Raw genomic sequence first — 18,822 nt, forward strand, 5'->3', positions numbered from 1 at the left:
GTCTTGGGTTCAGCAGCGGCGGCCTTTTCGGCGGCTTCGGCGCGGTCCAGGGCGCGCTTGTTCTTCATGCGCTCGGCATAGAGCGGCTTGGAGGCGGCGATGTCCTCGGCCTTTTCGATCTCGCTGAGGAAATCGTCGATGGAAAAGTCGGCTTTGCCGGGACGTGCGGACTTGTCGGCCATGAAACACCAATGCGCTGGGGAGACCCATCAGATGGGAAGCGGGTCGGGCAAAATCAATGTGCCGGCGAGCTTAGCACCGCAAGAACGGAGAAGGAACAGGGGGTGCTGACAGCAGGTGTCAGGAAGATGTGAAGGCGACCCCGCCGGAGCGGGGCCGCAGGAGCTTATTCTGCCGGGCGCAGGGCAATACGGGCGCTGGTTGGCGTAAAGATCACCCAGGCAAAGATCAGCACCGCAGCGAAGGTGACGAGTGAACTGACGGCGACCAGCGGCTCCATGGCCAGATTGCCCTGCAGCAGCAGGTAGAGCGAAGCGGTCATCACCGCGACGCCGAGCGTATAGACGCCGAAGTGGATCATCGGCAGCTTGCCCTCAGCCTTGGCGGGGTTGAGCGCGTAATAGCCGCCGAACAGGGCGCTCGTAACCCAGCCGAGCAGGTTGATGTGGGCGTGGGCACCCGTCACGTTGTGGTTCTGACTGATCGACATATGCAAGCCGATGGCAATGCCAACCAAAAGAAAGACGATAGCAGTCCGAAAGAAGAGTTCAGAGACTCTTGGCATGATGTTCCCCCTCATGGGCGGCGACCCCAACTTCCACCTGGAAGCATTCGCGGCCCATGGGCAGAATACGCCTGCCGCGATGCTGTGAAAAGCAGGTGTTTGCGCGGAAATCATGCGGGCTGCTACTGATGCACAGCTTGTTGTGAATACTGGGGCAAGGAGCGCCCAGGAGTTGTGCAGGTCGGGTGCGCTTGTGCCGCAGGGCTCCTGCCGCAACTCTTTGGAGAGCCAGAGCATAACAGACGAGACGGCCCACAGGAGTAGTGCATGGTAGAACTGCAACGCGGACTTGCTGAACTGGAGCGTTTCCTCCGCTGGTTGCCGGATTGGCTGATCGCGCTGATCATGCTGGGGATTGCAATTTTGGCAGCCTTGGTTGCCCATGACCTGCTGATGCGGATGTTGCGGCGCATGGTGGCGAACCGCTCGATGTTCTGGCGGTCGCTGGTGTCGCGGCTGTCCGATCCCTTCCGATGGGCCTCGATCATCGGCTTTGTGGCGATTGCGTCAGTGATCATGCCGCTGGGGCGAACAGCATCGGACATCCTGCGGCACATTCTGCTGCTGGGCGGCATCGCCCTCGCGGTCATTGCCGCGCGCACCGTTCTGCATATCTGGATGACGCTTTATCTTCGCCGCTTCAAGCTTGATGCAGAAGACAATCTGCTGGCCCGCAAGCATGCGACGCAGAGCAAGATATTGGAGCGCGTGGGCGTCATCATCTTCGTGCTGGTGGGCTTGGCGGCAGCGCTGATGACGTTTGAAGGCGCTGCGCAGTATGGCGCCAGCATACTGGCTTCGGCAGGTGCCGCCGGTTTGATCGTTGGCTTGGCCCTGCAGCCGCTGTTCAAGAACCTTTTCGCCGGCGTGCAATTGGCCATCACCCAGCCGATCCGCATCGACGATGCGGTGCTAATCGAAGGCGAGTGGGGCAAGATCGAAGAGATCACCGCCACCTATGTGGTGGTGAAGATCTGGGATCTGCGCCGGCTCGTGGTGCCGCTCAGCTATTTCCTCGAGAACCCCATTCAGAATTGGACGCGCGAAGGGGCAACGCTGATCGGCTCGATCATCATCTATCTCGACCATTCCGTGCCCGTGGAACCGCTGCGCCGCAAGGCAGAAGAGATCGTCAAAGGCTCACCGCTCTGGGATGGAGATGTGTTTGCCTTGCAGGTGACCGACTTCAAGGAGTTCACCATGGAAGTACGGGTGCTCATGTCAGCCCGGAACTCCGGCGATGCGTTCGACCTGCGCTGCCTCGTGCGCGAGCAATTGGTGGCTTATGTGCAGGCGGAATATCCAGGTGGGCTGCCGCGCTATCGCGCCGATGTGGTGGAACAGCGTACCAAGGGCGGCGGCGGCGAGCTGGAGGATGCTCGTGCCGAGTAAGGCTTACGAGGCTGCAATCTCGGCCTGAAAGGCCTTTGTAACTTTCCCTGCCAAGCGTTCCATCTCATTGTCCGCAATGTGCAGGATGCCGTGTTCGGCCATGAGCGCGTGATATTGCTGCTGCTCGAGCGGTATGCCGGGTGGGAGCGGTACCACGTGGAAATGCAGGTGACTGTTGGCCTGCTGGCTTCCCAAGGACAAGACATAGATACGCTCAGCGGCAAAGACCTGCTTGAGGGCACGGGATAGACGATGCACGTGAGCCTGGAGCCGCAGATATTGTTCGGTGGTGAGATCAACAGCCAAGTCCTCCCGGTGCGCCTTTGGGCAGACAAGGCAATAGCCAGGAAGAGTAGGATATTTGCTGAGAAAGATGATGGTCTCGGCGTCTTCGAAGACCAGATGGTGGAAAAACTCGGGATCCCCGCGCACCACCCCGCAGATAAAGCAGGGCCGCGAGCCGATGCCATCGAGATAGGTCGCAAGATCGAACGGCTGACGCTCAGACATGCGCAATCTCACCAGACAAGCGCGCTTTGATCAAGTTTGCCGCAAACGAAAACAGCGCCGCCCGAAGGCGACGCTGTCGTGTGGTTCAACTCTAGGTTTAGCGAACGCGAACCGAAGAGATGATGTCATTGTTGCGGCCCGTAAGGCGACGCTGGTTGTCGTCGATCACCGCACAGCGGCCGCGGAAGTTGTAGTCCTCGCAGACCTGGGCCTGAGCGTTACCAAAGACGCGGATCGAGGAGATGCGATCGTTGAAGTTGTTGAGCTGGCTGTAGCGCTGGCCAGGGCGCACGCAGAAGCTCGAGCCCTGGTAATCCCAGTCCTCATAGAAACACACGCGGCCGCCACGATTGCCCGGCTGCGGACGGAAGTCGCCGCCATTACCGATCGAGAAGCTGAAGCCGCCTGGTACGGAGAACGAGAAGTTCACGTCGGGCTCACTGGCCTGCGGACGACGCGGGCGCTCGCGTTCGCTTTCGGTGAGATAGCGGGCTGAGGCCCAGCCATCTGGACCGGACTTTTCCACGAAACACCAATTGCCGCGACATTCACGGATATCAACGTCCTGGCCGGGACGCAGAACGTCAACGACGCCATAGTTCGTGCCGGGGCCGGAGCGCACATTGAGGGTGGTGGTGGCCTGAGCCGCAAAGGCGCTGCCGGTCATCAGGAAAGCGGAAGTAATGGCGGCGCCGGCGACGGCGGCCTTACGCAAGAAGGTCATGTCAGTCTCCGTTTTATCTGGTTGCTGCCTGTGAGTCCCCAACCGGGAAATCGGCAGATCGTTGCAGATTAATTCTCGAGTTTATCCGCTGCGGGATAGACTGGATGAATTGCAACTGGGTGGCGGACTAATGGAGGTCGCATGAACCACGCCTGAACAGCAGGTTCAGCCCGTCGTGTTTGTGGATTCTAGTGCAAAGAGCATCATGAGCGAGCGGCGCTGCCGCATTTGTTCTGTATGAATGCTGTAAGCTGATGACAGCTTTCAGTCAGCTTGCGGCTAAATACTATCAGGTGGACAAAGCAAAGGGGCTCCTTGCGGAGCCCCTAGACGATCGTTGCGAAGCGTCAGTAAACGCGGATCGAGGAGACGCTGTTGATGAGGTACCGGTCGAGCACTGGTTGAGAAGCGATAATGCGCTCACAATAGCTTTGAAAGAAGCGGTCGCGGCAGGTCGCTACCGAGACATCACCGGTTACCTGAACGGAGGCGAAGCGGTTGTCCAATCCGGCAAGGGCGAGGTCCTGAAACACCTGGCCGGGACCCGCACAGATCGCGGTGCCGGAATAATGCGTTCCGGTGAAGAAGCAGACCTTGCCGGGGCCGCCGCTGGGATAGTCGGGGCGGATAGTGAACAGCGGGCCGTCCGGTCCAAGTCCGAAGGAAATATGGTCTTTGCTGGTCCAGCCGCGTCCACCGTGGCCTTCGACAACGCACCAGAGCCGCTGACACCGCAGCACCTTGATGGCGACCTCACCTGCTATTTCCCCCGTTGCTTCATAAGCGGCACCGGGACCGCTGCGCAGAACCAGGGGTTTGTTGCTCCAGGCGGCGGAACCCGACTTGGTTAGGGCAGCGGCCGGCGAGGCGCCAAGCAGGGCGGTGGCAAGAAGTGCCAGAATTGCGAAGAAGGAGCCGAAGCGGGTCATAGGAACATCCGAGGCTGACTGATTGAGTGCCACCCTAGCGCGGCTCGACGGGCTGGCCAAGGCCAGCAATGGAAAAGGCGCCCGTAAATACGGACGCCTTTAATTCATTCCGCCATAGATCCTTAGCGGACGCGGACTGAAACGATGTAGTCGTCGAAATCACCGAGCGAGCGGGCGCTGGTGGTGTAGGTGCGGCAATTGCGGAAGTTGCGTTCCGAGCAGACCTGAACCGAATAGCCATCGGGATTGTCGATGGAGGAGATGCGGTCGGCCCAATCGCCAAGATTGCGGATGCTCTCGCCTTCTTCGACGCAGAAGCTGCTGCCCCGGAAGCGAGTGCGGTCAAAAAAGCAAACCTCACCAACGACGGGCTCCACTACGATGGGTGGACGCGGGCGGGGATTTTGGTTCTGGTTCTGATTGCCGACTCCAAAATTGATCGAGGGCTGGCCGTCACCACCAATGGAGAAGCCGAAGGAGATCCCCGGATTACCAGGGTTCACGCGGGTGCCGCCGGCGCTGAGATAGTTGGCGGAGACCCAGCCGTCCGGGCCCGATTTGGTGATATAGCACCAGGAGCCTTCGCACTGCTCCACATCCACCTGGGTGCCGCTACGGACTACGTCGACGACGCCATAGCTGGTGCCCGGGCCGGAGCGCAGGTTGACATTGGCGGTGACGGTGCCAGGAGCCGCCTGGGCGGCCGGCAGGAAGACCACCACGGCGGTGGCGGCCACAGCAACGCCGGTGGCCAGGTTCAGCATTTTCTTGCGAGTATTGCGGTTCATGTTCTTGGCTCCTCTGCCAACCTGTCGCGCCTGATGCGGGAGGGCATCGGGCAGCCACAAGCGGCGCAATTTGGTTGATCCTGAAACGGGCCCGATCCGAAAAGGGTTCCGGGCGGCTGCAGGACTTGTGCCGTTCTGGGGCACAGCGCTGAGTACGCATCGCAGAGAAATCATTGCGAAGCTGAACGGTAGCTGAACGATGAATTCAGCGTGATAGCGGGGGGATAGGTCGCTTCTTGCCGTCTTCGCCAAGCGAGACATAGACAAAGCGCCCGTCGGTGACCTTCACCCGATGATCGAGCATGCGGCGGCGTACCCACGCCTCCACGGAGATGGTAATCGAGGTGTTCCCGACGCGCTCGATGTCGGTGTAGACGCACAGCACGTCGCCCACCTTGACGGGTGCGATAAAAGTCATGGCTTCGACTGCGATGGTTGCGACGCGACCCTGGACGCGCTCGACGGCGCAGATGGAGCCGGCGATGTCCATCTGGCTCATCACCCAGCCGCCGAAGATGTCGCCGGCTGGATTGGTGTCGGAGGGCATGGCGAGGGTGCGGATGGTCAGCGCGCCCTTGGGTTCGTCATTGTCGTTCAACATGGGTCAGGGTCCTTTTACCGGCCAGCGGCCAATTGCTTCTTCCCAGTGCTTGCGGCAGAGCGAAACATAGACCGATTTCTCAATCGATACCTGCTCGCCTTCTGTGAGAACGCGGCCATCGGTGTTCTGGCGCACGACCATGGTGGCCTTGGCGCCGCACTCGCAGATGGTGCGGATCTCGCGCAGCGTGTCGGCGACGGCGAGCAGTTCGCTCGATCCGGGGAAGAGTTTGCCCTGGAAATCGGTGCGCAGGCCAAAGCACATGACGGGGATCTTGAGGCGATCGGCGACGCGGGCCAATTGCCACACCTGATCGGGGGAGAGGAACTGAGCTTCGTCGACGAAAACGCAGTCGATCTTGCCGGCTTCAAGGTGGTCGCGGACGGAATGGTAGAGATCGTCAGCGGCGCCGTAGAGCTCGGCAGGTTCGGAAATGCCGATGCGCGAGGAGATGAGGCCGATGCCGTCCTCGACATAGAGCGAGGAGGTGAACAGCAGCGGCCGCATGCCGCGCTCTCGGTAGTTATAGGCGGCCTGCAGGAGCATGGTCGACTTGCCGGCATTCATCGTCGAATAGGAGAAGTAGAGCTTGGCCATGGTCCCGCCTGGTGCGTGCCTCCTTGTGCCGGAGGTGGCGGCGCGGCGCGAGGGGGCGGGTGGATTGCTCCACAAAAAAGAGGCCGCCCGCAGGCGGCCTAAAATGCCGAATGGATCGGCGGGAGATGCGGGGTTGGCGGTCCATCTCTCCCAAGGCCAGCGCGACGGTGGGGACGTGGCGCGGCAGGTCCAGGCCGCATGGGGGACCGGGAACAAGGCGAGCCTAGCGGGGTTCTATGACGACTGGGTGACGCCCTTGTTCACCCCCGGTTCAGCTATGGCCGGAGATGGTGGGGGACAATCGTTTTGCGTGGAGAAAGCGTCTTGAGAACTCTGGTCAGAACACTTGTTGCGGCGTCTTTGTCGGTGGTGCTGGTGGTGCCAGCCAGTGCCAATCTCTCTGGTATCTGGGAGATTGAAACCAAGGACTCCCGGTATGATGTCACCATGTGTGGCGACGGTACGGAGTTGTGCGCAGAGCTGATCTGGCTGGGCAATGGCGGCGACACGGCCGAGAACCTGCCCTATCTCAACACCCTGCTGATCGACGAGGCGCGGCCGGTGGGTCCCAACAAGTGGAAGGGCGAGCTCAACCTCTTTGGCCAGACGGCCTCAGGGACCATTACACGGCTGGGCGAAGACACGGTGCGGATCCAGGGATGCGTGCTGTTCGTGGTGTGCAAGAGCTACAAGCTCCACCGCTACGTGGAGTAGGATCGGCGCCGGGCCCAGAGTGGCGGAATGGCCTCGACCAGCACGATGGCCGTGAAGATCAGGCCGGCTCCCAAATAGCCGATCGGCGGGAGACGCTCGCCCAGCACCACGGCGCCGCCCAGGGCTGCAAAGAGACTTTCAGCGGAGAGGATGATGGCGGCATTGGCCGGCGGCACATGCTGCTGACCGATGGCCTGAAGCGTGAAGCCAATGGCGGTTGAGGCGATCCCCGCATAGGCGATGGCGATCCAGGCCTGGGAGAGCCCCTCGACGGAAGGCGTTTCGAAGACCAGCGCAAGAAGAGTGGAAAGCAGGCCCGCCGCCAGGAAGGTGATGCAGGAGACAAGGATGGGGCGGGCGGTCTGGTGCGCGATGACGCCTAGCAGCAGGATGTGGATGGCCCAGAACACGGCGCAGGAAATGATAAGCAAGTCGCCGGAGTTGAGGCCGTCGAGGCGCCCGCCATTGAGCAGGTAGATGCCGAACAGGGCCAACGGCACCCCGAGCAAGAGGATTGGGTGCGAGCGCTGGCGCGTGACGAGATAGGCAATCAGCGGCACGAACATGACGTAGAGCCCGGTGAGAAACCCGCCATTGGTGACCGTGGTGGTCTCAAGCCCCCATTGCTGCAACCAGGTGCCCAGGAAGAACACAAGGCTCAACGCCAAGGTGGCATGCCAGTGACGCCGGCTGAGGGGACGACGGACCTGCCGCCGCCCTTCGATCATGGCAATGGGCAGGACCAGAAGCCCGCCCAGGAGGTATCGCGCACCGGTGAAGCTCAGGGGATCGAGCGACTGCATGGCCGATTTTTGAGCGAGGAAGGCGAAGCCCCAAAGCATGGTGGCGACAAGCAGCAGCAGGGCAGCGATAGGACGCGGCATGGATCAGGGCAGTTCCGCATCGAGGGCGGCGATCAGCCGGTCGATTTCTTCAGGCGTGGTGTAGTGCACGAAAGACAGGCGCAGCACGCCATGATCGGGCGCAATGCCGACGCCTTCGAGCAGACGATAGGCGTAGAAGTGACCGCCGCTTGCCATGATGCCGTGCCGGGCGAGCCGGGCGGCGACGGCGGCTCCGGGCTCGGACAGGGCCATAGCAATGGTGGGCGCCCGCTCGGCGGGATTGTCGGGGCCGATAAGGCGCACGGAGTTCTTGCGGCTGAGATAGGCGAGCAGGGGCGTGGCCAGGGCGATTTCCTGGGCACGCATGGCGGCATGGGCGCGGCGGAAGGGGTCGAAGCCCTCGACCTTGTCGCCGGCAATCTCGGCGACGGCTTCGAGATAGTCGATCATGCCGGAAAGGGCGGCGATCTGGGCGTGGTCAGGGCCGGCGGGTGTCAGGCGGTAGCGCGGCTTGGCATCGTTGAAGAAGTGGCCCTGATTGGGCAATTGTGCCGCGAGCTCAGGCCGAACGGCCAGGACGCCCTGATGGGGTCCATAGACCTTATAGGCCGAGAAGAAATAGATGTCGGCGCCAAGCGCGGCGAGGTCAGGGAGGCCATGGGGCGCATAGCTGACCCCGTCGATGGCCACCACTGCGCTATTGGCATGCGCGCGCGCCGCAATGTCAGCGACCGGATTGATCTCGCCGGCAATATTGGAGCAGTGCGGTGCGGCGATCAGGCGAACCTTGCTGTCGAGGAGCTTGTCCAGTTCGGCCAGGGCCAGTCGTCCGGTTTGCGCATCGACGCGCCACTCGCGGATTTCGATGCCATGGTTGGCGAGGCGTCGCCAGACGCCGGTGTTGGTCTCGTGATCCTGATTGGTGACGATGATGGCGTCGCCGGGGCGCAGCCAGCCGGCAAGGGCGTGTGCCAGCACATAGGTGTTGGCCGACGACGATGGGCCGAAGTGGATCCAGTCAGCCGACACATTGAGCGCCTGGGCCATCCGCCGATAGCTCTCGTCCATGGCTTCGCCGGCCGCCTGCGAGGCTGCGTAGACCCCATAGGGCTGCACCTTGGTGGCGCGATAGAAGTGCTCGAGCTTGTCGAGGACGGGCGCGGCGGTGAAGGAGCCGCCGGCGTTCTCAAAAAAAGCCTGGCCGGCAAGCGATGGTTCGGAGAAGGCCGGGAAAAGCGCCCGGACACGGGCAGGATTAAGGGGCAGGGCAGTCATCAAAGCGGTCCATCAAGAGGGGCCGCCGATTGGTAGAGGAGAATGGCTGGAAAGCAAAGGCTGGGACGAACAGGGGAGCCCGCCGGCTGTGCCGGCGAGCCCAGGCGCGCTATCCCCGAGGGTGAGGGCTTATGGGATCGCGCCTCGCGGTCCCTGGGCCTGCGGATTGTTTGGCTAGCCGCGAGGCGCCTGGCCAGGAGCCATTCGATCGTCGCCGAAGCCGCGGTTCACAGGACCACGGTGCTCGCGCTGGCCGGGCTTGCCATGGAAGTGACCATCGCCGCGGTGAGGCGCCAACTGCGCCAACTGATCGTCGGTGAGACTATCGAAGAAGGCGGTGGCTGCGGGTTGAACGGCTTCCAGCCCCGCAAGGCGGGCGCGGGTCAGCGCGATTCGGTCGGCCAGAAGCTGGGCGGGATCGATGAGGGTCTGCTCTGCCGAGTCAGAGGCGGCCGTGCGTAGCGACGTTTGGGCGGCGGACGCGTCTTCAGCAGCCGCAACGGCGGCGGCGCGGAACGCGTCAAAGAGCGGCTGCTGCTCGACCCTTAGCTCGATGCGATAGCTGAGCCGCACTAGGGCTATTTCCACGGCTTCGGCACCACGGCCGAAGTTGAGCAGGTTACCCGCTCGAGCCGGACCGCGGAACTGAACGGGAGCGGGAGCATCCGTCTGGGTTGGGGCGGGGCTCGTGGTCTCTGCTGCTGGTGCCGGGGCAAGGGAGCCCTGCGCGAAGACCGGCGCAATTGCGGTTGCACCGATAGAGGCGGTGAGGAATGCCGCGATAGCAGTGGTCGTGATGGTTCTCATTGTAGTCTTCCTTTCCATGGGGGGCGGTTCGAGCCGACAGGAAGAAAGCTAGCGCTGGCGAGTTGTCTTCGGCCTTGCGGGCAGATGAAGGTTTGGACAGTTGAGTAGCTACCATGATCGCCATCAAGACCGATCCGTTTCCATCCGACGCCATGATGCGGGAGCTTTGGCAGCTTGCCTGGGGCATCCCTGGACCCGAGAGCTTCCAGCCCATTCTCAAGCACAGCCTGGCGCATGTCGGCGCATATCACAGTGAGCGGCTCGTCGGCTTCGTCAACGTTGCCTGGGACGGCGGCGTGCACGCCTTTCTGCTCGACACCTGTGTGCTGCCGGAGCTGCGTCGCCGAGGAATCGCCTCGCGCCTTGTGGGGCGCGCCCAGGCTCTGGCGACACAACGCGGTGCGGAGTGGCTGCACGTCGATTTCGAGCCGCAGTTGGGAGGCTTCTATCGGGCATGCGGCTTTCAGCCCACCAAAGCAGGCCTAATCCGGCTGACCTAAAAAGAAAGGCCGGCGTAAGGCCGGCCAAGTCGTGACGTTCGTCAGGAAACTCGAGTGGAGGTCACCCCTCGCGCTGGGCCGGGGACCAGTGCTCAGGGGATTGCCGCCGCCGGACAGGAGCTTCGGTCGGCAGGGGGCCGCGCATGGCAAAACGCGCAACCTCGAACAGCATCACGAGTAGCAGAAGCGTCAAAGGAACCATAAACACCGCGATCTGGGTGTCTGGCTGGTTAGCCAGATCGGCTGCTGCGGCTGGAGTAATCCCCGCAAGCAATGCCCCAACCGCACCCAAAATGCCGAAAGCAGCAGAGGCGACGGCATACGGTTTGAAACTTTTCCGACGGGGAGACGTAGATTTATGCATGGGATCGACGTCTGACCTCGTGGTGATAACGCGATCAATAGGCCAGCTGATTGCGGTTCCAATTTGCGGCCAATCTGGTGCAGACCGTACCATTTGGTGTCAGCATTGTGGCGGAGGCGCTTATGCGTACGATCCTTTTAGCACTGGCTCTGTTGGTTAACAGCTTCTTGCCGAGCGTGGCTGGGGAAGTTGCGGCGCCGCCCTGGCAAGAGGTGGTGGAGGGGCAGATAGAAGCCTTTCGCTCGGGCGACGCAGAAGCGGCGCTGGGCTTTGCCGCCACAGGGTTTCAGGCGCAATTCACCGAGCCCGAAGCTTTCATGATCGCCATCGCGGCGAGCGGCTACTCTCCCATCCTAGAATCCCGGAGCCACAGCTTGGGCTCGTCGCGCCGGATCGGCCAAGACGCGGCGGTGCAGGTGGTGAACTTTGTAGGTTATGACCAGCGGCTGCATGAAGGTGTCTATCAAATGGTGCGGGAAGAGGATGAGACCTGGCGCGTGCAGGGCGTGGTGCTGCGGCGTCGCGACGGCGTTGGTATCTGACGGCCCCTAGGGCCCGCTTGCCGGGCACTGCGCCACCAATTATCACTTCCCGCAGGTGAAGCGGGAGTAAGTTATGGGGTTCTTGTCGGAGGCGTTGGGCCGGGTAGCGCCGTCAGCAACGGTGGGCATCACGCAGAAGGCGCGCGAGATGGCGCGAGCCGGGCGTGACGTGATTGCGCTGTCGGCTGGCGAGCCGGACTTCGACACGCCATTGCATGTGCGGCAGGCTGCCATCGAGGCGATGAACGCGGGCAAGACGCGCTACACCAATGTGGATGGCATTCCCGAACTCAAGGAGGCCGTCGCTGCCAAGTTCCGGCGCGACAATGGGCTCGAGGTAACTGCGGCCGATTGCTTTGTATCGTCGGGCGGCAAGCAGATCATCTTCAATGCGCTGATGGCGACGCTCAATCCCGGCGACGAAGTGGTGGTGCCGGTGCCCTATTGGGTGAGCTACCCCGAAATCGTGCGGCTCTGTGGCGCAGAACCGGTCTTTGCGGTTGCGGATGCTTCGACCGGCTTCAAGCTGACGCCCGAAGTGTTGGAGCGGGCGATTACCCCGGCCACCAAGTGGCTGATCCTCAACACGCCGTCCAACCCTTCGGGCGCGGCTTATACGGCGGACGAGCTCAAGAACTTGGCCGCGGTGCTCCTGCGGCACGAGCATGTCCATATTCTCACCGACGATATTTATGAAGTGCTGGTCTATGACGGGGGGACCTTCGCTACCATTGCCCAGGTGGAGCCGGCGCTGCAGGCGCGCACTCTGACGATGAATGGCGTGTCCAAATCGCATGCCATGACCGGCTGGCGTATCGGCTATTGCACCGGGCCGCGGCAATTGCTGGGGGCGATGACCAAGCTGCAGAGCCAGTCGACCACTAATCCGAGCTCGATTTCGCAATGGGCGGCGGTGGCGGCGCTCGAGGGGCCGCAGGATTTCCTCGCCGAATGGCGCGAGGTGTTCCAGAACCGCCGCGACCTGGTGGTGGCGGGTTTGACGGCCGACACCGGGCTTGATTGCCTGACGCCCGAAGGGGCCTTCTATGTGTTCCCGTCGTGTCAAAGATTGTTGGGCAAGACCAGCGCCGGCGGCACGAGGCTTGCGACCGACGAAGAGTTCGTCCTCGCGCTGCTTGAAGAGACAGGCGTTGCCCTGGTGCATGGCATGGCCTTCGGCCTGCCAGGGCATTTCCGGTTGAGCTATGCGGCGAGTAATGCGGAGCTGGAGGAGGCGGTGCGCCGCATCCAAGCGTTCTGCGGCGGCATCTCCTGATCGCACAAAAGCGAAGGCCCTGCCTTGGGGGCAGGGCCAACGATAACCCAAAAGACTGACCCTTGGAGACGCGGCATCCACGACGCTGCCGCAGCGAGGTCGCCGGTACTATCCAACGGGTCGAGGCGCTGCACAATTGCTCGGGCGCGAGAAGCTGCCATGCAACTACATCAAGGCAAAAAAAGAGGCTCCAACCGAAGTTGGAGCCTAATGATAGGGCCGAAGCCAAATCGCAGTAATGGCCCCGCGCAAGGGAGGAGGATATGCGCCGGACCGGGTGGACCCAAGCCGAGGGAGGAGGATACGGCTTGAACCCGGGTGTCGGGCAACGCAGGTCCGAGGGAGGAGGATACGGACGGCGTCGCAGCGACGGGTTGAGATATATAATTTGACCGGATGGTCAGCAATGCGTCCGGTGACATGTCAGCCATGCGCCATCCACAGCGACAATCTGTCCATTTAGCCCGTAATGCGCCAGCAGCAGCCGAGTTCCTGCGGATGCAAAAAAAAAAGCCCTGTCCGAAGACAGGGCTTGATGACTGGGCCGAAGCCAAATCGAAAGTATGGCAGAGAGCAAGGGAGGAGGAGTATGCGCTCTGCCGGTGAACCGGGATCGAGGGAGGAGGATACGATCCAAGTTCGGTGTCGCGATACGGGGTCCGAGGGAGGAGGAGTTCGGAGCGCGCCTCAGCGACAGGTATGAATATGGACTCCATGGCTCCATCCAGCAATCCGCCTGGCCGTATGCCAGCCATGCAAGTGACGCACGTTCATCAGAAAAAAACATGGCCCCGCTCGAGGGGAGAGCGGGGCCACATAGGAGGCGGAAACGAGTTCCGCTAGGAGGGAACGCAGGAGCGCAAGGGAGGAGGAGAAGCGCTCACTGTGCTGATGGGGCATATATAAGCTGAGCTTTCGCCCATCAACCGGGCAAAGGACATGGCAGCTATGCGCCATGTGCAGGCAACACTGAATTGCGCTGAGATTTCAGTGTTTATCGAGAATCGAAAGACGTGATTGCCTGGGGAAGCTGCCCGAGATGCTCGATGCGGGCGTAGCGTTGCTCCCCCACAGGCTCTTCGGCGTGCTCATAGGGCCAGGTGAGTTCGTGCGGCACATAGACCGCGAAACCACCGGCAGCAAGCGCGGGCAGTATGTCGGATTTGAGCGAATTGCCGACCATCACAGTGCGGTCGGCGCCATCGGTATGCTGCGCGAAGATGCGGGCATAGGTTGCCGGCGTCTTGTCGGAGACGATCTCGATGGCAGCGAAGAACTCGGCGAGCCCGGAAGCTGCCAACTTGCGTTCCTGATCGAAGATGTCGCCCTTGGTGACGAGGATCAGCCGGTGGGTCTCCTGCAAGTGCGACAAAGCCTGATCCACATAGGGCAGGGTCTCCACCGGGTGGCTGAGGAGTTCACGGCCGGCGGCGAGAATCTCGGCGATGACGGTGCCGGGGACGCGGTGATCGGTGACTTCGAGGGCGGTTTCGACCATGGACAGGGTGAAGCCCTTGATGCCAAAGCCATAAAAAGAGAGGTTGCGCGTAACGGCTGTGATAAGCTGGTCACTGAGGTCGGGTGCGTCGGTATAGTCCTTGAGCAGCGCGGTAAAGCGCTGCTCGGTGAGGCGAAAGAACTGCTCGTTCTGCCAGAGGGTGTCGTCTGCATCGAGCGCAACCGTGGTGATGTGCGCCATCGCAGGAGCCTAGAAGCTCCACTCGCGTGCCTTGGTGACTAGATAATCACGGAAGACGCCGACGCGCTTGGAGCTCTTAAGAGCAGGCGGATAAACAAAGAAGGCCTCATAGGCCGGCAACTCGATCTCGGGCAGGATTTGCACGAGGGATTCGGTCTGCTCGGTCACATAGTCAGGCAGCATGGCGATGCCGATACCGGCCTGACAGGCCTGGAGCATGCCATAGATAGCGTTGACCTTAAGGACGGCGCGGCGAGGGCTGGAGTCGCTGCGGCCCAGGCGCTCGAGAAAGTTGATGTCGCCCAGATAAGACGGGACGGGCTCGCCGAAGCTGATGACGCGGTGATCGTCCAACTGATCCACGCTGGTGGGCGTGCCATGCTCCTCGACATAAGATTTGGACGCATAGAAGTGGTTGTGGACAGTGAAGAGCTTCCGCTGGATCATCTCGGACTGGTTGGGGCGATGGAGGCGGATAGCGACATCTGCCTCGCGCATGGCGAGGTCGAGCTCGGCGTCGTTGAGGCGGATTTCCAGCTGGATCAGCGGATAGAGCTTGAGGAACTCGTCCAGACGGGCGGAGAGCCAGGTCGAGCCGATGCCCACCGTGGTGGTGACGATCAGGGGACCCGTCGGAACGTCCTGGGACTCCGACATCTGTGTTTCCACCTGCTGCAATTCCCAGTGCATGCGGTGGGCCGTGCGGAACAGCTGCTCGCCGACTTCCGTCAGCACCAGGCCGCGGGCGTGACGGATAAACAGCTTGAGGCCCAGGTCGTCCTCGAGTGCCGAGATCTGGCGGGATACGGCTGACTGGCTCATCCCCAGCTTTTCAGCGGCATGGGTGAAGCTGCCCGACTCGGCGGCGGTGTGAAAAATCCGGAGCTTGTCCCAGTCGAGCATTTCTTGTGACGCCTTTGGTAGGGGGTAGTCGGGTCGTTTACTCCGCCGCTTCGGCGAGTTCGTGTTCTGCCAGGAAACGCTCGGCTTCGAGGGCAGCCATGCAGCCCATGCCGGCAGCGGTGATCGCCTGACGGTAGACATCGTCGGTCACGTCGCCAGCGGCAAAGACGCCCGGCACATTGGTTTCGGTGGTGCCCGGCTTAACCTGCAGATAGCCGCCCGGCTTCATGTCGAGCTTGCCGGCGAAGATAGAGGTTGCGGGGGCATGGCCGATGGCAACGAAAACGCCGTCGATCGGCTGCTCATAGGTGCGGCCGGTCGCCACGTCGCGCAAGGTGACGGAGTTGACCGATGGTGGCATGGCGGAGCCGCCGATATCGGCAATCTCGGTGTTCCAGCGCACTTCGATCTTGGGGTTCTTGAAGAGGCGATCCTGCAGGATTCTCTCGGCGCGGAACTCGTTGCGGCGGTGCACGAGGATCACCTTGGAAGCAAAATTGGTGAGGAACAGCGCTTCCTCGACAGCGGTGTTGCCGCCGCCGACCACCAGCACCTCCTTGTTGCGGTAGAAGAAGCCGTCGCAGGTGGCGCAGGCGGAAACACCAAAGCCCTGGAACTTCTGTTCGCTGGGCAGGCCCAGCCATTTCGCCTGCGCGCCCGTCGCGATGATGAGGCTGTCAGCCGTATAGGTCTCGCCGCTGTCGCCAGTCAGCACGAAGGGGCGCCGATCCAGGTCCACCGAGATGATCATGTCGCTGACGATCTTGGTGCCGACATGCTCGGCCTGCGCCTTCATCTGGTCCATGAGCCAAGGGCCCTGGATCACGTCGGCAAAGCCGGGATAGTTCTCGACATCGGTGGTGATGGTCAACTGCCCGCCGGGCTGTAGACCCTGGATCATCACTGGCTCCAGCATGGCGCGCGCCGCGTAGATCGCAGCGGTATAGCCCGCAGGGCCCGACCCGATGATGATGACTTTCGCGTGCATCGCGACGCTCTCCGGCTAATGCGAAACTCCCTCGGTGCCTAGTTAAGGCGCCAAGGGAGTTAGTTTCAAGGCAAACCCGACTTTTGCGGCCAAGCAGGAGAGAAACGCACTGAAAAGTTTCACGCTGCTCGGGGCAAGTGCCCACATTTTGGGCGGCGGTGTGGCTAGACGTACTTAATCTTGATGATCTCGTAGCTCTTGGAGCCGCCCGGCGCGGCGACTTCGAACGAATCGCCTTCTTCCTTGCCGATCATGGCACGGGCGATAGGCGAAGAAATCGAGATGCGGCCAGCCGAGGCGTCAGCTTCGGGATCACCAACCACCTGGTAGGTTTTCTCTTCCTCGGTGTCTTCGTCGATATAGGTGACTGTGGCGCCGAACTTGACGGTCTTGCCGCTCAGCTTGCTGACGTCAATGACATCCGCCAGGGCAAGGATGGTCTCGATTTCCTTGATGCGGCCTTCATTGAGGCTCTGCTGTTCCTTGGCGGCGGAGTACTCGGCGTTCTCGGAGAGATCCCCGTGAGCGCGCGCCTCGGAAATTGCATCGATGATGCGACGACGCTCGGTTGCGGTGCGGTGCTCGTACTCGGCGGTCAAAGCCTTGTGGCCATTGATCGTCAACGGGATCTTTTCCATCGGTTGCCTCCAATCGGGCACGGCTAGTAAAAAACAAAACCCCAGCGAAGGCCGTTCGGCTTGCGCGTCACGTCTGTCGTGTGGGGAGAGATCCGCAAACTGCCCGGCCACCACGCTGCGGTCAAGCCGGGATGGTCAGGAAATGGCGCTGTTCACACGGGCATTCAAGGGAAAGCCGGTGAGAAAGCCCCGCATGTGCCGACCAGGGGCACAAAAGGGGCGCATCCCTCCATGCGGACGCGCCCGTCTTCGCGTTATGCTCGTGGATCAGGAGGCGGTCAGATTGTCGGCGGCGGACTTGCCGGTGCGCTTGTCCTTGACGATCTCGTAGTTGATCTTTTGGCCTTCATCGAGGCCGTTGAGCCCCGAGCGCTGCACGGCGGAGATGTGGACGAAAACGTCCGCACCACCCTCGTCAGGCTGGATGAAGCCATAGCCTTTTTGGCCGTTGAACCACTTAACGGTGCCAGTTGCCATAATGCGCGTTTCCCTCGTCGCTGCTGGTAGGCATCTTGGCCGCGAGTGGCCAAGACTTATGATATCGAAATATCGGATAGTGACGTCAGCATGCGCGAATGAACATTCGCAGGATCAGATCAGTCGGCCGCAATATTCGATCCGCGGAAAATAGCCTGAAACACACTCCTGTTCAATATCTCGTTTGCACAACGCAAAACGCTCGGAGAACACAAGGTTTTCCGAGAGAACGAGGCGATAGCGTCAAGTTTCTGCGCCGAACCAAAAAGGTCCGAAGCCGTGCGCACCGATCTGAGACCCGTGGCACCTGACGGGCCGGAGGAGCCCGCGTGATCCACCATAGCGGAAAATACAGATTTGCCCACCGGGCAGATCGTCACAATCGCGAGGGTCGCGGTAAAGCCGCTTGATTTTGCCAGCGGCTTCCGGCACATCCCGCGCGCCGTCCGAGCGGGCCGGTGTTTTCCAGAGAACTTTTCGTCTTGAGCAAGGCGTTTCATTCCTCCGGCGATGTGATCGCCGACCGGCGCGCTGGCTATGCCCGCATGCTGGCTGAAGGCGGCGATCATGCCGCCGCTGCAGACCTGATGAACCAGGCATTGGAGCTGGCGCCGAACTGGGCAGCCGGCTGGGAGCTGCTGGGTAGTTACCAGGAGAAGGCCGGTGACCTTGCAGCCGCTATCGCAGCCTGGCGACGGCTCGAGGCGCTCGATGATTTGGGCCTCTTCGGCGCCAAGCTGAAGCTTGCGGCGCATGGTGCGGGCAGCGCCAGCGACGGCACGGCGCTGAGCTATGTCGAGGCGCTGTTCGACGAATATGCACCCAAGTTCGAAGATGCGTTGGTCGGCCGGTTGGGGTACCGCGTTCCCGAGATGCTCGACGATATGTTGAGCGCGGAGATGGTGCGCCTCGGTCTGGAGCGGTTCAACCAGGCGCTGGATCTGGGCTGCGGCACGGGGCTGATGGGGGAGCGCCTGCGCAGCAAGGCCAGCTTCCTCGAGGGCGTCGACATTTCGGCGGCCATGATCGCGGAGACGGCGCGCAAGGGTGTTTATGACCGGCTCGACAAGGCTGAACTGGTGGCGGCGCTCAACACGCGCCCCTCCCAGGCAGATGTCATCACCGCGGCCGATGTCTTCATCTATTGCGGTGCCCTAGGGCCGGTGCTGGCAGGCGTGGTCTCGGCGCTCCAGCCGGGTGGGCTGGTGGCCTTTTCACTTGAGGCGCACGACGGGGAAGAGCCTGTCTTCCTGCGCCCTTCGTTGCGCTATGCCCATGGCGTGCTGGCGACGCGAGACGCGCTTGCGTTGGCGGGTCTGGACGTGCTGCGGTTCGAAACCGCAGTGCTGCGATTTGATCGAGGCGCGCCGATCACCGGTATCCTCGTGGTCGCACGGCGGCCGCCGGTGGAAGTCACTGCAGCCAATGATGAACAGGACGGCGGCAACGTGGCGGCTTGAGGCAAGGGCAGGGCGCCGCTAGGGTGCGGCGCCTTTCCTCCAAGAGTG

General features: G+C 61.9%; 21 protein-coding genes. 6 read left to right on the forward strand and 15 right to left on the reverse strand.

Going from position 1 to position 18,822, the window contains the following annotated elements; translation table 11 throughout:
• Positions 1-346 precede the first annotated feature (346 nt).
• On the reverse strand, positions 347-745 hold the full coding sequence (locus tag QOV41_RS05900) for a hypothetical protein (protein ID WP_284580164.1): 399 nt from the start codon (positions 743-745) through the stop codon (positions 347-349).
• Between the two features lie 267 nt (positions 746-1,012).
• Here QOV41_RS05900 and QOV41_RS05905 point away from each other — a divergent pair, with 267 nt between their 5' ends.
• Complete coding sequence (locus tag QOV41_RS05905; RefSeq protein ID WP_284580166.1) at positions 1,013-2,137, forward strand: mechanosensitive ion channel family protein; 1,125 nt, start codon at positions 1,013-1,015, stop codon at positions 2,135-2,137.
• A 3-nt stretch (positions 2,138-2,140) separates the two neighbouring features.
• On the opposite strand, the gene QOV41_RS05910 is transcribed toward QOV41_RS05905, so the two are convergent.
• The 6 genes from QOV41_RS05910 to QOV41_RS05935 all read right to left on the reverse strand — a co-directional run bounded on the left by QOV41_RS05910 (position 2,141) and on the right by QOV41_RS05935 (position 6,286).
• A complete protein-coding gene (locus QOV41_RS05910; RefSeq protein ID WP_284580167.1) occupies positions 2,141-2,647 on the reverse strand; it encodes an HIT family protein in 507 nt (168 codons plus the stop codon).
• 97 nt (positions 2,648-2,744) lie between these two features.
• Positions 2,745-3,371, reverse strand: a complete 627-nt coding sequence (locus QOV41_RS05915; RefSeq protein WP_284580168.1) for an SH3 domain-containing protein — start codon at positions 3,369-3,371, stop codon at positions 2,745-2,747.
• Positions 3,372-3,718: 347 nt separating this feature from the next.
• Positions 3,719-4,300 carry an SH3 domain-containing protein gene (locus QOV41_RS05920; RefSeq protein WP_284580170.1) on the reverse strand — a complete coding sequence of 194 codons (582 nt, stop codon included), beginning with the start codon at positions 4,298-4,300 and terminating at the stop codon, positions 3,719-3,721.
• A 122-nt stretch (positions 4,301-4,422) separates the two neighbouring features.
• Entirely contained in the window at positions 4,423-5,088 is a 666-nt protein-coding gene (locus QOV41_RS05925) for an SH3 domain-containing protein (protein ID WP_284580171.1), read from the reverse strand.
• A 205-nt stretch (positions 5,089-5,293) separates the two neighbouring features.
• Positions 5,294-5,689 (reverse strand): acyl-CoA thioesterase, encoded by a 396-nt coding sequence (locus QOV41_RS05930; protein ID WP_284580172.1) that lies wholly within the window; start codon positions 5,687-5,689, stop codon positions 5,294-5,296.
• A gap of 3 nt (positions 5,690-5,692) precedes the next feature.
• A complete protein-coding gene (locus tag QOV41_RS05935; RefSeq protein WP_284580173.1) occupies positions 5,693-6,286 on the reverse strand; it encodes a thymidine kinase in 594 nt (197 codons plus the stop codon).
• Positions 6,287-6,610: 324 nt separating this feature from the next.
• Here QOV41_RS05935 and QOV41_RS05940 point away from each other — a divergent pair, with 324 nt between their 5' ends.
• Positions 6,611-7,000 (forward strand): DUF2147 domain-containing protein, encoded by a 390-nt coding sequence (locus QOV41_RS05940; RefSeq protein WP_284580174.1) that lies wholly within the window; start codon positions 6,611-6,613, stop codon positions 6,998-7,000.
• On the opposite strand, the gene QOV41_RS05945 is transcribed toward QOV41_RS05940, so the two are convergent.
• The 3 genes from QOV41_RS05945 to QOV41_RS05955 all read right to left on the reverse strand — a co-directional run bounded on the left by QOV41_RS05945 (position 6,988) and on the right by QOV41_RS05955 (position 9,927).
• Positions 6,988-7,884 carry a DMT family transporter gene (locus QOV41_RS05945; RefSeq protein ID WP_284580175.1) on the reverse strand — a complete coding sequence of 299 codons (897 nt, stop codon included), beginning with the start codon at positions 7,882-7,884 and terminating at the stop codon, positions 6,988-6,990. The genes QOV41_RS05940 and QOV41_RS05945 overlap by 13 nt on opposite strands.
• Before the next feature lie 3 nt (positions 7,885-7,887).
• Positions 7,888-9,120: an aminotransferase class V-fold PLP-dependent enzyme gene (locus tag QOV41_RS05950; protein WP_284580176.1), complete on the reverse strand. Its 1,233-nt coding sequence runs from the start codon at positions 9,118-9,120 to the stop codon at positions 7,888-7,890.
• A 174-nt stretch (positions 9,121-9,294) separates the two neighbouring features.
• Entirely contained in the window at positions 9,295-9,927 is a 633-nt protein-coding gene (locus tag QOV41_RS05955) for a hypothetical protein (protein WP_284580177.1), read from the reverse strand.
• Between the two features lie 113 nt (positions 9,928-10,040).
• Between QOV41_RS05955 and QOV41_RS05960 the strand changes: the two genes are divergently transcribed.
• The 3 genes from QOV41_RS05960 to QOV41_RS05970 all read left to right on the forward strand — a co-directional run bounded on the left by QOV41_RS05960 (position 10,041) and on the right by QOV41_RS05970 (position 12,609).
• Entirely contained in the window at positions 10,041-10,427 is a 387-nt protein-coding gene (locus QOV41_RS05960) for a GNAT family N-acetyltransferase (protein ID WP_284580178.1), read from the forward strand.
• 486 nt (positions 10,428-10,913) lie between these two features.
• Positions 10,914-11,333, forward strand: a complete 420-nt coding sequence (locus QOV41_RS05965) for a DUF4864 domain-containing protein (protein ID WP_284580180.1) — start codon at positions 10,914-10,916, stop codon at positions 11,331-11,333.
• 73 nt (positions 11,334-11,406) lie between these two features.
• The gene (locus tag QOV41_RS05970) at positions 11,407-12,609 is read left to right on the forward strand and encodes a pyridoxal phosphate-dependent aminotransferase (RefSeq protein WP_284580181.1); all 1,203 of its coding nucleotides are present in this window, start codon (positions 11,407-11,409) and stop codon (positions 12,607-12,609) included.
• Positions 12,610-13,603: 994 nt separating this feature from the next.
• On the opposite strand, the gene QOV41_RS05975 is transcribed toward QOV41_RS05970, so the two are convergent.
• From QOV41_RS05975 to QOV41_RS05995, 5 genes are all read right to left on the reverse strand, one after another.
• The gene (locus QOV41_RS05975) at positions 13,604-14,308 is read right to left on the reverse strand and encodes an HAD family hydrolase (RefSeq protein WP_284580182.1); all 705 of its coding nucleotides are present in this window, start codon (positions 14,306-14,308) and stop codon (positions 13,604-13,606) included.
• A gap of 9 nt (positions 14,309-14,317) precedes the next feature.
• A complete protein-coding gene (locus tag QOV41_RS05980) occupies positions 14,318-15,211 on the reverse strand; it encodes a LysR family transcriptional regulator (protein WP_284580183.1) in 894 nt (297 codons plus the stop codon).
• 37 nt (positions 15,212-15,248) lie between these two features.
• Positions 15,249-16,199 (reverse strand): thioredoxin-disulfide reductase, encoded by a 951-nt coding sequence (gene trxB / locus QOV41_RS05985; RefSeq protein ID WP_284580184.1) that lies wholly within the window; start codon positions 16,197-16,199, stop codon positions 15,249-15,251.
• Positions 16,200-16,363: 164 nt separating this feature from the next.
• On the reverse strand, positions 16,364-16,837 hold the full coding sequence (greA, locus tag QOV41_RS05990) for a transcription elongation factor GreA (RefSeq protein WP_284580185.1): 474 nt from the start codon (positions 16,835-16,837) through the stop codon (positions 16,364-16,366).
• Positions 16,838-17,104: 267 nt separating this feature from the next.
• Positions 17,105-17,314: a cold-shock protein gene (locus tag QOV41_RS05995; RefSeq protein ID WP_284580186.1), complete on the reverse strand. Its 210-nt coding sequence runs from the start codon at positions 17,312-17,314 to the stop codon at positions 17,105-17,107.
• A gap of 482 nt (positions 17,315-17,796) precedes the next feature.
• Between QOV41_RS05995 and QOV41_RS06000 the strand changes: the two genes are divergently transcribed.
• Positions 17,797-18,774 carry a methyltransferase gene (locus QOV41_RS06000; protein ID WP_284580187.1) on the forward strand — a complete coding sequence of 326 codons (978 nt, stop codon included), beginning with the start codon at positions 17,797-17,799 and terminating at the stop codon, positions 18,772-18,774.
• Positions 18,775-18,822 lie beyond the last annotated feature (48 nt).

This window comes from Devosia sp. RR2S18, from assembly GCF_030177755.1.
Lineage (GTDB): Bacteria > Pseudomonadota > Alphaproteobacteria > Rhizobiales > Devosiaceae > Devosia > Devosia rhizosphaerae.

Bases quoted from the DNA above. Each gene is read 5' to 3' on its own strand.
- QOV41_RS05900 (WP_284580164.1), bottom strand. From the start codon at position 745: ATGCCAAGAGTCTCTGAACTCTTCTTTCGGACTGCTATCGTCTTTCTT.
- QOV41_RS05905 (WP_284580166.1), top strand. From the start codon at position 1,013: ATGGTAGAACTGCAACGCGGACTTGCTGAACTGGAGCGTTTCCTCCGC.
- QOV41_RS05910 (WP_284580167.1), bottom strand. From the start codon at position 2,647: ATGTCTGAGCGTCAGCCGTTCGATCTTGCGACCTATCTCGATGGCATC.
- QOV41_RS05915 (WP_284580168.1), bottom strand. From the start codon at position 3,371: ATGACCTTCTTGCGTAAGGCCGCCGTCGCCGGCGCCGCCATTACTTCC.
- QOV41_RS05920 (WP_284580170.1), bottom strand. From the start codon at position 4,300: ATGACCCGCTTCGGCTCCTTCTTCGCAATTCTGGCACTTCTTGCCACC.
- QOV41_RS05925 (WP_284580171.1), bottom strand. From the start codon at position 5,088: ATGAACCGCAATACTCGCAAGAAAATGCTGAACCTGGCCACCGGCGTT.
- QOV41_RS05930 (WP_284580172.1), bottom strand. From the start codon at position 5,689: ATGTTGAACGACAATGACGAACCCAAGGGCGCGCTGACCATCCGCACC.
- QOV41_RS05935 (WP_284580173.1), bottom strand. From the start codon at position 6,286: ATGGCCAAGCTCTACTTCTCCTATTCGACGATGAATGCCGGCAAGTCG.
- QOV41_RS05945 (WP_284580175.1), bottom strand. From the start codon at position 7,884: ATGCCGCGTCCTATCGCTGCCCTGCTGCTGCTTGTCGCCACCATGCTT.
- QOV41_RS05950 (WP_284580176.1), bottom strand. From the start codon at position 9,120: ATGACTGCCCTGCCCCTTAATCCTGCCCGTGTCCGGGCGCTTTTCCCG.
- QOV41_RS05955 (WP_284580177.1), bottom strand. From the start codon at position 9,927: ATGAGAACCATCACGACCACTGCTATCGCGGCATTCCTCACCGCCTCT.
- QOV41_RS05960 (WP_284580178.1), top strand. From the start codon at position 10,041: ATGATCGCCATCAAGACCGATCCGTTTCCATCCGACGCCATGATGCGG.
- QOV41_RS05965 (WP_284580180.1), top strand. From the start codon at position 10,914: ATGCGTACGATCCTTTTAGCACTGGCTCTGTTGGTTAACAGCTTCTTG.
- QOV41_RS05970 (WP_284580181.1), top strand. From the start codon at position 11,407: ATGGGGTTCTTGTCGGAGGCGTTGGGCCGGGTAGCGCCGTCAGCAACG.
- QOV41_RS05975 (WP_284580182.1), bottom strand. From the start codon at position 14,308: ATGGCGCACATCACCACGGTTGCGCTCGATGCAGACGACACCCTCTGG.
- QOV41_RS05980 (WP_284580183.1), bottom strand. From the start codon at position 15,211: ATGCTCGACTGGGACAAGCTCCGGATTTTTCACACCGCCGCCGAGTCG.
- trxB (WP_284580184.1), bottom strand. From the start codon at position 16,199: ATGCACGCGAAAGTCATCATCATCGGGTCGGGCCCTGCGGGCTATACC.
- greA (WP_284580185.1), bottom strand. From the start codon at position 16,837: ATGGAAAAGATCCCGTTGACGATCAATGGCCACAAGGCTTTGACCGCC.
- QOV41_RS05995 (WP_284580186.1), bottom strand. From the start codon at position 17,314: ATGGCAACTGGCACCGTTAAGTGGTTCAACGGCCAAAAAGGCTATGGC.